Source organism: Cellulomonas sp. SG140 (genome assembly GCF_025770785.1).
Taxonomy (GTDB): Bacteria; Actinomycetota; Actinomycetes; order Actinomycetales; family Cellulomonadaceae; genus Cellulomonas.
In genome coordinates this window covers 275,496-291,238 of sequence record NZ_JANZLA010000004.1, presented here as the reverse complement: position 1 = coordinate 291,238, position 15,743 = coordinate 275,496, and the positions used below count along the sequence as shown (strand labels likewise).

The 15,743-nt window shown below is 73.3% G+C and carries 13 protein-coding genes; 9 read left to right on the top strand and 4 right to left on the bottom strand.

Annotated features, from left to right (window positions below):
- The first annotated feature begins 25 nt into the window (after positions 1-25).
- The 5 genes from glpK (at position 26) to N0B34_RS10050 (ending at position 6,921) form a co-directional block, all read left to right on the top strand.
- Positions 26-1,546, top strand: a complete 1,521-nt coding sequence (gene glpK / locus N0B34_RS10070; protein ID WP_263731235.1) for a glycerol kinase GlpK — start codon at positions 26-28, stop codon at positions 1,544-1,546.
- A gap of 74 nt (positions 1,547-1,620) precedes the next feature.
- Positions 1,621-2,568: an aldo/keto reductase gene (locus N0B34_RS10065; RefSeq protein WP_412175724.1), complete on the top strand. Its 948-nt coding sequence runs from the start codon at positions 1,621-1,623 to the stop codon at positions 2,566-2,568.
- A gap of 58 nt (positions 2,569-2,626) precedes the next feature.
- Complete coding sequence (locus N0B34_RS10060) at positions 2,627-3,418, top strand: exodeoxyribonuclease III (protein ID WP_263731233.1); 792 nt, start codon at positions 2,627-2,629, stop codon at positions 3,416-3,418.
- Positions 3,419-3,515: 97 nt separating this feature from the next.
- Complete coding sequence (locus N0B34_RS10055) at positions 3,516-4,559, top strand: DUF4190 domain-containing protein (RefSeq protein WP_263731232.1); 1,044 nt, start codon at positions 3,516-3,518, stop codon at positions 4,557-4,559.
- 88 nt (positions 4,560-4,647) lie between these two features.
- Complete coding sequence (locus N0B34_RS10050; protein WP_263731231.1) at positions 4,648-6,921, top strand: glycoside hydrolase family 3 C-terminal domain-containing protein; 2,274 nt, start codon at positions 4,648-4,650, stop codon at positions 6,919-6,921.
- A gap of 26 nt (positions 6,922-6,947) precedes the next feature.
- On the opposite strand, the gene N0B34_RS10045 is transcribed toward N0B34_RS10050, so the two are convergent.
- The 3 genes from N0B34_RS10045 to clpB are packed head-to-tail and all read right to left on the bottom strand — an operon-like array spanning position 6,948 to position 10,367.
- A complete protein-coding gene (locus N0B34_RS10045) occupies positions 6,948-7,478 on the bottom strand; it encodes a heme-degrading domain-containing protein (protein ID WP_263731230.1) in 531 nt (176 codons plus the stop codon).
- Positions 7,475-7,732 (bottom strand): hypothetical protein, encoded by a 258-nt coding sequence (locus N0B34_RS10040; protein ID WP_263731229.1) that lies wholly within the window; start codon positions 7,730-7,732, stop codon positions 7,475-7,477. Before N0B34_RS10040 ends, N0B34_RS10045 begins: the two co-directional genes overlap by 4 nt.
- A 19-nt stretch (positions 7,733-7,751) precedes the next feature.
- The gene (clpB, locus tag N0B34_RS10035; protein ID WP_263731228.1) at positions 7,752-10,367 is read right to left on the bottom strand and encodes an ATP-dependent chaperone ClpB; all 2,616 of its coding nucleotides are present in this window, start codon (positions 10,365-10,367) and stop codon (positions 7,752-7,754) included.
- 288 nt (positions 10,368-10,655) lie between these two features.
- On the opposite strand from clpB, the gene N0B34_RS10030 reads away from it, so the two are divergent.
- From N0B34_RS10030 to N0B34_RS10020, 3 genes are all read left to right on the top strand, one after another.
- The gene (locus tag N0B34_RS10030) at positions 10,656-12,107 is read left to right on the top strand and encodes an HNH endonuclease (protein WP_263731227.1); all 1,452 of its coding nucleotides are present in this window, start codon (positions 10,656-10,658) and stop codon (positions 12,105-12,107) included.
- A 153-nt stretch (positions 12,108-12,260) separates the two neighbouring features.
- Entirely contained in the window at positions 12,261-12,899 is a 639-nt protein-coding gene (locus N0B34_RS10025; protein ID WP_263731226.1) for a histidine phosphatase family protein, read from the top strand.
- A gap of 13 nt (positions 12,900-12,912) precedes the next feature.
- Positions 12,913-13,968, top strand: a complete 1,056-nt coding sequence (locus tag N0B34_RS10020) for an alpha/beta hydrolase (protein WP_263731225.1) — start codon at positions 12,913-12,915, stop codon at positions 13,966-13,968.
- On the opposite strand, the gene N0B34_RS10015 is transcribed toward N0B34_RS10020, so the two are convergent.
- On the bottom strand, positions 13,895-14,851 hold the full coding sequence (locus tag N0B34_RS10015) for a cation diffusion facilitator family transporter (RefSeq protein ID WP_263731224.1): 957 nt from the start codon (positions 14,849-14,851) through the stop codon (positions 13,895-13,897). The genes N0B34_RS10020 and N0B34_RS10015 overlap by 74 nt on opposite strands.
- Before the next feature lie 62 nt (positions 14,852-14,913).
- On the opposite strand from N0B34_RS10015, the gene N0B34_RS10010 reads away from it, so the two are divergent.
- A complete protein-coding gene (locus tag N0B34_RS10010; protein WP_263731223.1) occupies positions 14,914-15,723 on the top strand; it encodes a VOC family protein in 810 nt (269 codons plus the stop codon).
- Positions 15,724-15,743: the final 20 nt, after the last annotated feature.

Genomic DNA, 15,743 nt, shown 5'->3' with positions numbered 1-15,743 from the left:
GAACGACCCTCGACGAGGAGGCACCATGGCTGACAAGTACGTGATGGCGATCGACCAGGGCACCACGAGCACCCGCGCGATGATCTTCGACCACGCGGGTTCGGTGGTCGCGGTCGGCCAGAAGGAGCACGAGCAGATCTTCCCCAAGCCGGGTTGGGTGGAGCACAACCCGAAGGAGATCTGGGACAACACGCGTGAGGTGGTGGGCCAGGCGCTCGGCCGGGCCAGCCTGAACTACGACGACCTCGCCGCGGTCGGCATCACCAACCAGCGCGAGACCACCGTGGTGTGGGACCGGGAGACCGGCGAGCCCGTCTACAACGCGATCGTCTGGCAGGACACCCGCACCCAGAAGATCGCCGACGACCTCGCGGCGCTCGGCGGAGGTGCCGACCGGTACAAGTCCCGCGTCGGCCTGCCGCTGGCGACCTACTTCTCGGGCCCGAAGATCCGCTGGATCCTCGACAACGTCGAGGGCGCCCGGGAGAAGGCCGAGGCCGGCAAGCTCGCGTTCGGCAACACCGACTCGTGGGTGCTGTGGAACATGACCGGCGGGGTCGACGGCGGCATCCACGTCACCGACCCGACCAACGCCTCGCGCACCATGCTGATGAACCTCGACACGCTGACGTGGAACGAGGAGATCGCCGGCGAGATGGGCATCCCGCTGTCGATGCTGCCGCAGATCCGCTCGTCGTCCGAGGTGTACGGGCACGGTCGCAAGGGCGGCCTGGTGCCGGGCGTGCCGATCTCCGGCATCCTCGGCGACCAGCAGGCGGCGACGTTCGGCCAGGCGTGCTTCGAGGTCGGCAACGCGAAGAACACCTACGGCACCGGCAACTTCATGCTGCTGAACACCGGCACGTCGCCCATCCCGTCCAAGAACGGCCTGCTCACCACCGTCTGCTACAAGATCGGCGAGCAGCCGACGGTGTACGCGCTCGAGGGCTCGATCGCCGTCACCGGCTCGCTGATCCAGTGGCTGCGCGACAACCTCGGGTTCATCCAGAACGCGGCCGAGGTCGAGCAGCTGGCCGAGACCGTCGAGGACAACGGCGGGGCGTACTTCGTCCCGGCGTTCTCGGGCCTGTTCGCGCCGTACTGGCGCGGCGACGCCCGCGGCGTCCTCGTCGGCCTCACCCGGTACGTCCACAAGGGGCACATCGCACGGGCCGCCCTGGAGGCCACCGCCTTCCAGACCCGTGAGGTGCTCGACGCGATGAACGCCGACTCCGGCGTGGACCTGACCGAGCTCAAGGTCGACGGCGGCATGGTGGCCAACGAGGCCCTCATGCAGTTCCAGGCCGACATCCTCGGCGTGCCCGTGATCCGGCCGAAGGTGGCCGAGACCACGGCGCTCGGCGCGGCCTACGCGGCCGGCATCGCCGTCGGGTTCTGGAACGGCGAGCAGGACGTCATCGCCAACTGGGCCGAGGACAAGCGCTGGACGCCGTCGATGGACGACGCCGAGCGCGACCGCCAGTACCGGCTGTGGAAGAAGGCCGTCACCAAGTCCTTCGACTGGGTGGACGAGGACGTGCGCTGAGCGCACGCTGACCCGACGAGGGGTCGCGACGACGGGCGGAGAAGCCGGCGTCGCGGCCCCTCGTCGTGCTTACGATGCGCGGCGTGACGACGACAGTGCAGGTGGGCCACTCGGACCTCGCGGTCCTTCCGCTGGCCCTGGGGGGCAACGTCTTCGGGTGGACGGCCGACGAGGCGACGAGCCTCGACGTGCTCGACGCGTTCGTGGACGCGGGCGGGTCGATGGTGGACACGGCCGACGGGTACTCCCACTGGGTGCCGGGGCACACCGGCGGCGAGAGCGAGGCGATCATCGGCCGGTGGCTGGCCCGCCGCGGCCGCCGGGACGACGTGGTGGTGGCGACGAAGGTCTCGCGGCACCCGGACTTCCTGGGCCTGGCACCGGAGACGATCCGCGGTGCGGTGCACGCGTCGCTGCAGCGGCTGGGCACCGACCACATCGACCTGTACTACGCGCACTTCGACGACCCGTCGGTGCCGCTGGCCGACTCCCTCGGGGCGCTGTCCGCCCTGGTGGACGAGGGGCTGGTGCGCTACCTCGGCATCTCCAACTACACGCCGGACCGCATCGACGAGTGGCTGTCCGTCACCGAGCGGGAGAACCTGCACCGGCCGGTCGCGCTGCAGCCGGAGTACAACCTCGTCGAGCGCGGGTTCGAGGACGGGCTGCGGGCCCGGGCCGAGACGTACGGCCTGGGCGTGTTCCCGTACTACGCGCTGGCGTCCGGGTTCCTCACCGGCAAGTACCGCGCCGACGGCTCGCCGAGCGGTCCGCGGGCCGGCCGGGCGGCGCAGTACCTCGAGGGTCGAGGGGCCGCGGTGCTCCCCGTGCTGGACGAGGTCGCGGCGGCGCACGGCGTGTCCGATGCGACCGTGGCGCTGGCGTGGCTGCGCGGTCGGCCGACGGTGGTGGCACCCATCGCGAGCGCCCGCAGCCTCGACCAGCTGCCGGACCTGCTGGCGTCCACCACCCTCGAGCTGACGCCCGACGAGGTCGCCGCGCTGGACGCCGCCTCGCGCTGACCCTCGCGATCGCGGGCGTGCGGCGAGGCTGTCACCGGTCGCAGGTACCGTGCCGTCCATGCGCCTGGCCACCTGGAACGTCAACTCGATCCGTGCCCGCGTGGACCGGGTGCTCGCCTACCTCGAACGCACCGGCGTCGACGTGCTGGCGATGCAGGAGACCAAGGTCAAGGACGAGTCGTTCCCGCGGGAGGGCTTCGAGGCCCTCGGGTACGAGGTGGTCACCAGCGGGTTCAGCCAGTGGAACGGCGTCGCGATCGCCTCGAAGGTCGGCCTGGCGGACGTGGAGCACGGTTTCCCGGGCCAGCCGACGTGGGGCGACCCCGGAGCGGTCGAGGCGCGGGCCGTGGGCGCCACCTGCGGCGGGGTGCGCGTGTGGAGCCTGTACGTGCCCAACGGTCGCGACGTCGGCGACCCGCACTTCACCTACAAGCTCGAGTGGCTGGACCGCCTGCGGGAGGCCGCCGGCGGGTGGCTGCAGGCGGACCCGTCGGCCCGGATCGCCATGGTGGGTGACTGGAACATCGCCCCGCTGGACACGGACGTCTGGGACATCGGCTTCTTCGCCGGGCGGACGCACGTCACGCCCGCCGAGCGGGAGGCGTTCGAGGCGATCGCGGCCGCCGGGTACACCGAGGTGTCCCGCCAGCACGTCCCTGCGGAGCACACCTACACGTACTGGGACTACCAGCAGCTGCGGTTCCCCCGGAACGAGGGCATGCGCATCGACCTGACGTACGCCTCGCCGGCCCTCGCGGCGTCGGTCACCGACGTCGTCATCGAGCGGAACGAGCGCAAGGGCAAGGCTCCGTCCGACCACGTGCCGGTGGTGCTGACGATCGCCGACTGACGTCGGGGGCCCACCTGGGCGGGCAGGTGCGCCGGCCGGCACAGATCGCCCGCGGACCAGGGCATACGTGGGGGAGCGCTGCGCTACGTTGCGGCGCATGAGTCAGGACCCGGGTGCCGCGGAGCGCTCCGCGCAGCAGCCCGACCCGTACGCCGCACCGATCTCGCAGCCCCAGGGTGGGGGCAGCGCCCCGGCCCCGATGTACGGGCAGCCGAACCCGTACGGCGAGGCACCGGTGCCGGCTTCGTACGGGCCGGCGCCGGTGTACGGGCAGCAGCCGGTGTACGGGCAGCAACCGGTCTACGGCCAGCAGCCGGTCTACGGGCAGCAGCCGGTCTACGGGCAGCAGCCGGCGTACGGGCCACCCGGTCAGGTGCCGACGTACGGCCCGTACGGCTACCCCACGGCGCAGCCGTACGGCCCGGCGGGTGGCTGGGACACCCCCAAGACCGACCCCATGTCCATCGCCGCACTGGTCGTCGCGCTGAGCGGGTTCCTGTTCGGCCTCACGTTCCCGGTCGGGCTGGGGCTCGGCATCGCCGGCATGGTGCGCACCAAGCGCCGCCAGCTCGAGGGACGCGGCCTGGCCATCGCCGCCGTGGTGGTCGGGGCCTTCGGGACGCTGCTGATCATCGGGTTCGTCGTGCTGATCGCTGTGGTGGGGAACAGCGGCGGGTTCGACGACTCGGCGTCGTCCTCGTCGCGGGCGTCGTCGGGGCCGGTGCGCACCGGCTCCGCGTCGAGCACCACGCTGCCGGAGTACCGACTGGTGCAGGGCCTGACGCCGGGCGAGTGCCTGCAGGGCGACGCCAGCTCCTGGTCGCTGGCCGACGCCGTCCCGGTCGCCTGCACCGCGCCGCACAACCTCGAGGTGGTGTCGGTGTACCAGCTCGCCGAGCGGCCGGTGAACAGCACCGACGAGCCCGGCGCCGAGCTGGACAGGGCCCTGTCGACCTGCGAGGACGACGTGCTGGCCGCGAACTCCGCGCTGCTCGGCGCGGACGACTGGTCGGACGTCTGGGCGCCGCACCCGGACCAGTGGGACGCGGGCGAGAGGTCCGCCTACTGCCTGTGGGGCACGGACTCGACCGTCACGGGCTCGGCCACGCAGGGCTTCGGGGCCCAGAGCTCCAACCTCTGACCCACGTGCCGGTCCCACCGGCCGCCTGATCGCTCGTCAGACAGCGGCGATAGCCTGACCGCACCGCCGCCACAGGAAGGTTGCACCGATGGTCGACGTCGACCGCGTGCTCGCAGCACTGACCCTCCAGGAGAAGGCCCGGCTGACGTCGGGAGCGGACTTCTGGCACACCAAGCCCGTCGAGCGGCTCGAGCTGCCGGCCGTCATGGTGGCGGACGGCCCGCACGGGCTGCGCAAGCAGGTGGCTGAGGGCGGCTCGGCTGAGCTCGGCGAGTCGGTGCCCGCCACCTGCTTCCCGACGGCCGCCGCCCTGGGCTCGTCGTGGGACCCGGAGCTGCTGCGCCGCGTCGGCGCGGCGCTGGGCCGCGAGACCAGGGCGAACGGGGTCTCGGTGCTGCTCGGCCCCGGCGTGAACATCAAGCGGACGCCGCTGTGCGGGCGCAACTTCGAGTACGTGTCCGAGGACCCGTTGGTGGCGGGGGCGCTCGGCGCGGCCCTGGTCGAGGGGGTGCAGAGCGAGGGCGTCGGCACGTCCCTGAAGCACTTCGCGGCGAACAACCAGGAGACGGACCGCATGCGGGTCTCCGCCGACGTCGACGAGCGGACGCTGCGCGAGATCTACCTGCCGGCCTTCGAGCGGATCGTCACGCAGGCGAAGCCGTGGACGGTGATGTGCTCGTACAACCGCATCAACGGCACGTACGCCTCGCAGCACCAGTGGCTGCTGACCGAGGTGCTGCGGGACGAGTGGGGGTTCGACGGGGTCGTCGTGTCCGACTGGGGCGCGGTGCACGACCGGGTGGCGGCCCTGACGGCCGGCCTGGACCTGCAGATGCCCGGCGTCGGGTCGCGTCCGGACCTCGAGGTGGTGTCAGCCGTGATCGACGGCCGGCTGGACGAGCGGGTGCTCGACCGCTCCGTCCGCCGCGTGCTGCAGCTGGTGGACCGTGCGCAGCCGGCCGTCGCCGACCCGGGGACCGCCGACCTCGACGCCCATCACGAGCTGGCCCGCGAGGCGGCCGCCGCCGGTTCGGTGCTGCTGCGCAACGAGCGGGTGGGCGGTGCACCGCTGCTGCCCCTCGACGCGGACGTGGCCCGCGGTGCCGTCGTCGTCGGCGAGTTCGCCCGCACCCCGCGCTACCAGGGCGCGGGCTCGTCCCAGGTGCACGCGACCCGCGTCGACGACGCTCTGACGGCGCTCCGCGCGGCCACCGGGACGGAGCTGCCCTTCGCCCCCGGCTTCTCGCTGGCGGGTGACGACGAGCACGACGAGGTGCTCCGGACGGACGCGGTGGCGGCGGCGCGCGACGCGTCCGTCGTGCTGGTGTTCCTCGGTCTGCCGGCCGCCGACGAGTCCGAGGGGTACGACCGGCCCCGCTGGGGCCTGCCCGACAACCAGGTGCGGACGCTGGCCGCCGTCGCGCAGGTCAACCCGAGGATCGTCGTGGTGCTGGCCAACGGCAGCGCCGTCAACGTCTCACCGTGGCGCGAGCTCGCCCCGGCCGTCCTCGAGACGTGGCTGTCCGGGCAGGCGGGCGGCTCGGCGGTGGCCGACGTGCTGCTCGGCCACCGCTCCCCCGAGGGCCGGCTGACCGAGACGATCCCGCACCGCCTGGTGGACACCCCGGCGTTCGGCAGCTTCCCCGGCGAGGGCGGCCACGTCCGGTACGGCGAGGGCGTGCTGGTGGGCTACCGCTGGTACGACGCGCGTGACCTGGAGGTGGCGTACCCCTTCGGGCACGGGCTGACGTACACGACGTTCGCGTACGACGAGGTCGCGGCGCAGGTGCAGGGCGAGGGTGCGGCCGTGACCGTCGACGTCAGCGTCCGGGTGACCAACACCGGCATGCGCGACGGTGCCGAGGTGGTCCAGGTGTACGTGGGCGACCCGGAGGCGGCCGTGCAGCGACCCGTGCGCGAGCTGCGGGCGTTCCGCAAGGTGCGGCTGGCGCCCGGCGAGTCGCAGGTGGTGAGCCTGACCCTGACGGCACGCGACCTGTCGTACTGGCACCCCGACCTGCGTCGGTGGGTGGTGGAGGGCGGCACGTTCGTCGTCGAGGTCGGCGCCTCGTCGCGCGACCTGCGCGGTTCCGTCGAGGTCGAGGTGGTCGGCGAGCCGATCTGGCCGCCGCTGACCGCCATGTCCACGGTCGCCGAGTGGTTGGCGGACCCTGCGGGCGGTCCCGCGCTGCGGGCGGCGCTCGCCGCCGGCGGGGTGAGCGAGCTGGCCGCCCACTGGTCGGCGGAGCTGGCGCAGGTGCCGCTGCGGGTGGCCGTGGACTTCGGCATGGCCGCCGGCTTCGGTCCCGACGAGGTGAACGCCCTGGTGCGGGACGTGACGGCAGCGGTGCCGACCGCCTGACGCCGCGGTGTCCGGCAGGCGGTGGATCAGCCGGCGAGGTAGGCCGTGAGGCCTTCGACGACGAGCGCGTGGTCCTCCTGCTGCGGCAGCCCGGACACGGCGACGACGCCGACCAGCCGGCCGTCCACCCGCAGCGGGAAGCAGCCGCCGTGCGCCTTGTAGGTCTCGTCCAGACCGGACGACTCCTCGAACGTGGTGCCGTCGACGCGGTACCGGGTGCCCACGGCGAACGACGAGTGGCCGTAGTGGCGCACCACCTTGGCCTTGGCGCCGATCCACCAGTCGTTGGTGGTGGAGGAGCCGGGGAACGCGCGCTGGAACACGATGTGCGGCCCCTCGGCGGTGTCCACCTCGACCCGCACCACCACCGGCAGCTGCCGCTGCTCGGCCAGCGCCGCGACGGTGGCGCCGAGCCGCGCGGCGTCGTCGTACGTCAGGTGCGGCAGCACCAGCCGCTCCTCCTGCGCCTCGAGCTCGGCCAGCAGCGCGGGGTCGGAGAACCTCACGGGCGCGGGGGTCGCCTCGGCGGCGGACTGGGTAGCGGCGTCGTCGGTCACGCCGCGACGGTACCCCGACCGGGCACCCGGCCCGTCAGCGGGCGGCGGCGACGGCGATCCGCAGGTCTGCCACCGGGCTGCTCGCCGACCAGCACCAGCGGCGCGTCCGGGTCGCCGGACGAGAAGACGACCTGCGTCGCCGGCGCCCACAGCTCGCAGCCGCGGCAGCCCGGTGCCGCGGCACGCAGCGCCGGGACGTCGCCCTCGGGCGGCACCCACTGCTGCGCGCCGGGTCGCTCCGGCTGCCGGGTCATCCGGCCAGCATCGCCGCCGTCAGGCCAGCACGCTCGGCGAGCCGGTGGTCACCGACAGGGTGCCGGTGTCGTCGCGGTCCACCACCACGGTGTCGCCGTCGTGCACCTGTCCCGAGAGCAGCGAGCGGGCGAGCCGGTCACCGATCTCCTTCTGCACCAGCCGGCGCAGCGGTCGGGCGCCGTAGGCCGGGTCGTACCCCTCGAGGGCCAGCCACTCGCGGGCCGCCGGGGTGACGTCGAGCGTCAGCCGGCGGTCGGCCAGCCGGCGGGCGAGCGCGGCCACCTGCAGCTCGACGATCTGCCCGATCTCGTCGATCGTGAGCGCGTCGAACAGCACGACGTCGTCCAGCCGGTTGAGGAACTCCGGCTTGAACGCCGAGCGGACGGCCGTCATCACGGCCTCGCGCCGGGCGTCGTCGGGCATCAACGGGTCCGCCAGGAACTGCGAGCCGAGGTTCGACGTCAGCACCAGGATCACGTTGCGGAAGTCGACCGTGCGGCCCTGGCCGTCGGTCAGCCGCCCGTCGTCCAGCACCTGCAGCAGGATGTCGAACACCTCCGGGTGGGCCTTCTCCACCTCGTCGAGCAGCACCACCGCGTAGGGCCGGCGCCGCACCGCCTCGGTCAGCTGGCCGCCCTCCTCGTAGCCGACGTACCCCGGAGGGGCACCGACCAGGCGGGCCACCGAGTGCTTCTCGGAGTACTCGCTCATGTCGATGCGGACCATGGCGCGCTCGTCGTCGAACAGGAAGTCCGCGAGCGCCTTGGCCAGCTCCGTCTTGCCGACGCCGGTGGGGCCCAGGAACAGGAACGAGCCGGTGGGGCGGTCGGGGTCGGAGATGCCGGCGCGGGCCCGACGGACGGCGTCGGAGACGGTGGCGACGGCCTTCTTCTGACCGATCAACCGCTCGCCCAGCACCTCCTCCATGCGCAGCAGCTTGGCGGTCTCCCCCTCCAGCAGCCGGCCGGCGGGGATGCCGGTCCACGCGGCCACCACCTCGGCGACCTCGTCGGGACCGACCTTCTCGGCGATCATCGGGGCGCTGCCGGCCAGGTCCTCGTCGACACCCTCCTCGGAGGACTCGGCGGCGGCGATCTCCTTCTCCACCGCGGGGATCTCGCCGTACATCAGGCGGCCGGCGGTGGCCAGGTCGCCCTCGCGCTGGGCGCGCTCGGAGTCGGCGCGCAGCTGGTCCAGGCGGGCGCGCAGGTCGCCGACGCGGTTGTGGCCGGCCTTCTCCTTCTCCCACCGGGCGGTCAGCGACGCGAGCTCCTCGCGGCGGTCGGCCAGGTCGGCGCGCAGCTTGTCGAGGCGGTCGCGGGAGGCGGGGTCGTCGGCCTCCGAGAGGACGACCTCCTCCATCTCGAGGCGGGTGACGGCACGCTGCAGGGCGTCGATCTCGATGGGGCTGGAGTCGAGCTCCATGCGCAGGCGGCTCGCCGCCTCGTCGACCAGGTCGATCGCCTTGTCGGGCAGCTGCCGGCCGGAGATGTACCGGTCGGACAGCGTCGCCGCGGCGACCAGCGCGGCGTCGGAGATCGTCACCTTGTGGTGCGCCTCGTACCGCTCCTTCAGGCCGCGCAGGATCGCGATGGTGTCCTCGACCGACGGCTCGCCGACGAACACCTGCTGGAAGCGGCGCTCGAGGGCCGGGTCCTTCTCGATGCGCTCGCGGTACTCGTCGAGCGTCGTGGCGCCCACCAGGCGCAGCTCACCGCGGGCCAGCATCGGCTTGAGCATGTTGCCGGCGTCCATCGCACCCTCGCCGCCGGCGCCCGCGCCGACGACGGTGTGCAGCTCGTCGATGAACGTGACGATCTCGCCCTCGGCACCGGTGATCTCGGCGAGCACCGCCTTGAGGCGCTCCTCGAACTCGCCGCGGTACTTGGCGCCGGCCACCATGCTGGCCAGGTCGAGGGACACCAGGCGCTTGCCGCGCAGCGACTCCGGCACGTCACCGGCGACGATGCGCTGGGCGAGGCCCTCGACCACGGCGGTCTTGCCGACGCCCGGCTCGCCGATCAGCACGGGGTTGTTCTTGGTGCGGCGGCTCAGCACCTGCACCACCCGGCGGATCTCGGCGTCGCGGCCGATCACCGGGTCGAGCTTGCCGTCGCGCGCCTGCTGCGTCAGGTCGACGCCGTACTGCTCCAGGGCCTTGAACGTGCCCTCCGGGTTGGGGCTGGTGACCCGTGCGTTGCCGCGGACGGTCGGCAGGGCCGCGACCAGCGCGTCGCGGGAGGCGCCGACGGCGGTCAGCGCCTCGGCGATGCCCGACTGACCGGTGGCCAGGCCGATCAGCAGGTGCTCGGTGGACACGTAGTCGTCGCCGAGGGCACGAGCCTCCTTCTCGGCGGCGTCCAGCGCGGTGACCGTCTGCCGGGAGGCGGACGGCTGCGACACCGAGGCGCCGCTGCTGGCCGGGAGCTTGACCAGCATCGCGCGCACCTGGCGGCCCAACGTCGCACGGTCGGCGCCGACGGCGTCGAGCAGCCCGTTGGCGACGCCGCCCTGCTGCTCGAGGAGTGCCGACAGGACGTGCGCCGGCTCGAGCTGCGGGTTGCCTGCGGCCGTGGCGTGCTGGATGGCGGCGCCGAGCGCCTCCTGTGCCTTGGTGGTGAACTTCGCGTCCACGGATCGTGCCTCCCTGGGCGGGGCTGGTTGTCGCCTGCTGGTGTGCCGTTCGGAGCAACTGGCGCGAAGTTGAGTGTATTCCGCTCAACTCTGAGCGCCAGTGCTCCCGGAGCGGCGCGAGGGAGACCTCAGGGTCGTGCGCCCCGATCGATGCGTCGGGGGTCAGCGCTCACCCTCCTCGACGTCAGTGGCCAGCGCCCCCACCGGGGCGAGCGGCATGCGAGAGACGTTGTGCACAGAGGCGCGAAGTAGCACGCGAGTCGAACGTATGTTCGATAGGCTGGTCACGTGAGGACGGGTGACGGTGTGGCGATCGGGGCTGGCGGCGTAACGCTGGCCGACGTCACCTCGTGGCGCGCCCGCCTGACCCGATGGGCTGGTGGGGCCGGCCGCGGGTCGCCGGCCGGTGACCCCACCGAGACATTCGGTGCCCGGGAGCTGGACCAGGCCGACCGCATCCAGCTCGTCGCAGCGCTCGAACAGCTCAAGGCCGCGGCGGCCGCGCTCCAGGCACAGCTGTCGGTGGACTTCGACGCACGTGAACGGCAGCTGCAGCGCGAGGCAGGCGTGCCGCGCGAGAGACGTGGACGCGGCGTGGCGGCCCAGCTCGGGATGGCGCGGCGCGAGTCTCCGCACCGGGCCACGGTTCTCCTCGGGGTGGCCAAGGCGCTCTGCGCCGAGCTGCCCTGCACCTTCGCTGCGCTGGCCGACGGGCGGCTCTCCGAGTACCGGGCGACGCTCGTCGTGCAGGAGACGGCGTGCCTCGAGCGTGAGGAGCGCGCGGAGGTGGACCGACTGCTGTGCGCCGATCCCGGCACCTTGGACGGGGTCGGCACCCGACGGCTCGTCGCGATGGCGCGCGAGCACGCGTACCGGGCCGACCCCGCCGCGTTCGTGTGTCGAGCGGCTCACGCAGAGAACGAGCGCAACGTGACCCTCCGTCCGGCGCCCGACACGATGACGTACCTCACGGCTCTCCTGCCTGTCGCGCAGGGCGTGTCGGCCTACGCCGCGCTGCGACGCGCGGCCGACTCGGCCCGGGCCACCGGCGACGGACGCGGGCGCGGCCAAATCATGGCCGACACCCTCGTCGAGCGGCTGACCGGTCAGGCGACGGCTGTCGCCGTGCCGGTCACCGTGTCGCTGGTGATGAGCGACACCACTCTCCTCGCGTCCGGCCACGGCGCCGCGGTGCTGGACGGTTACGGCAGGGTGCCGGCGCAGGTCGCACGGACGCTCGTCGCCAACGGGCTGGACGCCGACGCCGCCTGGCTGCGCCGGGTCTACACAGACCCGCGGGGCCGGGTGGTGGCCATGAGCTCGCGCGAGCGGTTCCATCCCGAGGGCCTCGCGTCGCTGCTGCGAGTCCGTGACCAGGGCACCTGCCGGATGCCGTACTGCGACGCGCCCGTCCGGCACCTGGACCACGTAGTCCCGGCGGAGCTGGGCGGACCGACGGACGCGGAGAACGGTCAGGGGTTGTGCGAAGCGTGCAACCACGCGAAGCAGGCGCCCGGCTGGCGCCAGGAGACGTCCGAGGGAGCGGTGCGGCACACGGTGGTCACGACGACCCCGACGGGACAGAGGTACCGCAGCGTCGCACCGGAGCCGCCGCCACCGCTGCGACGCTCGGGCGGCGAAGCCGCGGCCGTCGGCCGCCCGCCGGACCTGTGGGAAGCCGCGCGTCCCCCGGGTGGGATCGACGCTGCCTTCGCACGTCTCGTGGTGCTCGCCGCGTGACGGTGTCCGCCTTGCCGGGCCTCGGGCGTCCCGTTCCTGTCCGCTCTGTTCGCCGGACGCTCACCGGCTCGTCGCCGCGCGTCCATCGACCGGGGTTAGCGTCGTCGCGACGACACCTCCGAAAGGGCGACGATGACCCTCACGCTCACGCTCGTGCGACACGGGCAGACCCACTTCAACGCACGCCGGCTGCTGCAGGGCAGCTGCGACTCCCCGCTCACCCGCGTCGGCCGCGAGGGGGTGCGCACCACGGCCCGGCACCTGGCCGACGTCCCGTTCCTCGCGGCGTACTCCTCGCCGTCGGGCCGGGCGGTCTCCACCGCGGTGGAGATCCTGCGGCACCACCCGGACCTGCGGCTGCGCACCGACCCCGACCTGCGCGAGTACGACTTCGGCACGTTCGAACGGCATCCCGAGCGGGACCTCGAGGCGGTGCTGCCGTGGACCGAGCTGGTCCCGCAGGTGCTCGACGGCACGCACCCGGGCTTGCCCAAGGGCGAGCACGCGGCCGACTTCATGGCCCGCACCCGCCGGGCGTTCTCGCTGATCGCCGACCGGCACCCGGAAGGGCACGTGCTGGTGGTCGGCCACGGGCTGGCCCTCGGCGCGTGGTTGTCGACCATCCACCCGGAGGGGCTCGTCGCGCTGCCGAACGCGTCGGTGTCCGAGGTGGAGGTGGAGCCGGACGGGTCGGCCCGGGTGCTGCGCATCGGCGTCGACGTCGCCGGCCAGGGCCTGGTCGCCGCGCGCCCGGTCCCCGCGCGGGAGGATGCGCTGCCGCAGGCGGTGTAGCAGGATCCGGCGCATGGCGGACGACGACGTCACCAGCGAGGTCACCGACGTTCTCGGCGAGCCCTGGCTCGCCCGCACCATCCCGCTGCGACCGGACCGGGTGACCGCCCGCACCGGCATCACGCCGGTGGCCACGCTCGTGCGCCGCGACGAGCCGCCGCGGCGCCGGGCGGTGCTGTACGTGCACGGGTTCGTCGACTACTTCTTCCACCCCCACGTCGCCGCGGCGCTCGCCGAGCACGGCTACGACCTGTACGCCCTCGACCTGCGGGACTACGGCCGCTCCATCCGGCCTGGCCGTCCGCCGAACGACATCACCGACCTCGGCCTGTACTCGGAAGAGCTCGACACCGCCGTCCGGTTGCTGCGACCGCGGTACGAGCGGCTGGTGCTGCTGGGGCACTCCACCGGCGGCCTGATCGCGGCGCTGTGGGCGGACGCCCGGCAGGGGCTCGGTCTGATCGACGCCCTCGTGCTGAACAGCCCGTGGCTGGACCTGCGCGGCAGCTGGGCCCAGCGGCACGTGCTCACCCCGGTGCTCGACGTCGTCGGCCGCGTCGCGCCGACCGCCGTGGTCGCTCGTCTGGACCCCGAGTACGGCAAGGCCCTGCACTCGGCGACAGGCGGCGAGTGGAACTACGACCTGGCGTGGAAGAGCTCGGACTTCCCGGTCACCGCCGGCTTCATCCGCACCGTGCGGCGCGGGCACGCCCGGGTGGCGCGCGGTCTGCACGTCGACGTGCCGGTGCTGGTGCTGCGCTCCGACCGCAGCGGGCCCGACAAGGGGTGGCACGAGGAGCTGGTGACCACCGACTCGGTGCTCGACGTCGAGCAGATCGCCGCCCGCGCGCCGCTGCTCGGACCCGACGTCACCCTGGCGACGGTCCCGGGCGGCGCGCACGACCTGGCGCTGTCCCCCGCCCCGGCCCGTGAGCAGTACCTGCACGAGGTGACCGACTTCCTGGACCGGCGCCTGCCGGCGACGGCGGCACCCGCTACGGCAGCAGCGACGGCTCGTCCGGCTCCGACAACGACAGCACCGCCCCCACCACCGCCGGCCGCTCCCTGAGGGACGCCTCCAACCGGGCGAGGGCGTGCGACGCCTGCTCCTCCGGTTCGTCGCCCACCAGGTCGACCGCGCCGACGACGAGCACCTGGCCGGCCCCCATCACCTCGAGGCGCAGCGACGTCACGCGCGCCACCTCCGGCCGCTCGAGCAGCGCCTGCAGCACCATGCGGTGCACCTGCGGGTCGGCCGTCTCCCCCACCAGGAAGTCCCGGTTCCGCTCGATCAGCACCACGGCGACGACGCCGAGCAGCAGGCCGATCAGGATCGAGCCCACCGCGTCCGGCACCACCGACCCGGTCAGCTGGTGCCCCAGGATGCCTGCCGCCGCGATGACGATGCCGACCAGCGCCGCCGAGTCCTCGAAGAACACCGCCCGCACCGTCGGGTCGGAGGTGCGCAGCACGTGCTCGCGCAGCGTCCGCTGGCGCTTGGCGGCCTGCCCGCGCAGCTGCCGCCACGCCTGCGCGAACGAGGCGCCCTCCAGCACCAGGGAGATCGCCAGGACGGCGTAGGCGACCGTGAACGACGCCGCCGGTTCCGGGTGCATCAGCTCCTGGACACCGTGGGTGACCGAGACACCGGCCCCGACGGCGAACAGCCCGATCGCGGCGAACAGCGACCACACGTACACCTCGCGCCCGTAGCCGAGCGGGTGGCTCGCGTCCGGCGGCCGGTCCGCCTTGCGGTGCGCGATCAGCAGGAACACCTCGTTGCCCGTGTCCGCCCAGGAGTGGGCCGCCTCGGCCAGCATCGAGGCGGCGCCGGTCAGCACGGCGGCGACGGACTTGGCGATCGCGATGAGCAGGTTGGCCCCGAGCGCCACGACCACGGTGGTCAGGGACTCCCCGCCGGCGCGGGACTCGCGGGCCACCTCGTGCGTCATGCCCTCTGGTTAGCACAGCCTCTCCGGTGTCGCGCGTGCGGCGGCGGTGATGTGATGGCGCCATGACGACGCAGCAGGTGCCCTGGTCACCCGGTACGGCGTGCTGGGCGGACATCACCGTGCCGGACCTCGCACGGGCCACCGGGTTCTACGGTCCGCTGCTGGGCTGGCGGTTCGAGACGGGCGGTCCGGAGACCGGTGGGTACACCCAGGCGTTCGTCGGCGACCGGCAGGTGGTCGGTCTGACCGAGCCGATGGGCGAGGACCCGGCTCCGCCGGCTGCGTGGTGCGTGTACCTGGCGACGGACGACCTGGCGACGACCGTGCAGCGCGCCGAGCAGCTCGGCGGCCGCACGCTGCTGGGGCCGATCGACGTGATGGGCTTCGGGTCGATGGCCCTGCTGACCGACCCGACCGAGGCCGTCGTGGGGCTGTGGTCGGGTGGCTCGCACATCGGCTGGGAGGTGGTGGACGAGCCGGGCGCGGTGGTGTGGACCGAGCACATGTCCCACGACCAGGCGAAGGCGCTGGCCTTCTACGACGGCCTGTTCGGGTACGACGTGACGGACCTGTCCGCCCCGGACTTCGCGTACGCGTCGGTGGGCGTGGACGGCGAGACGGTGCGCAGCGGCATCGGCGGGTACGGCGCCGGCGCCGGGGAGCAGGTGCCCGCCGCGTGGACGGTGTACTTCCAGGTGCCGGTGGCCGACGACGCAGCCGCGCGGGTCACCGAGCTCGGCGGCACGGTGGTCAGCCCGCCGGAGGACACGCCGTACGGCCGGATGGTGCTGGTCAAGGGTCCGTTCGGCGAGGTGTTCGCGCTGATGGAGCCGCCGGCCGAGCAGCCGCCGACGGGGACGCCGCCCGCCTGAGGCCATGACCTGGGCCGCCG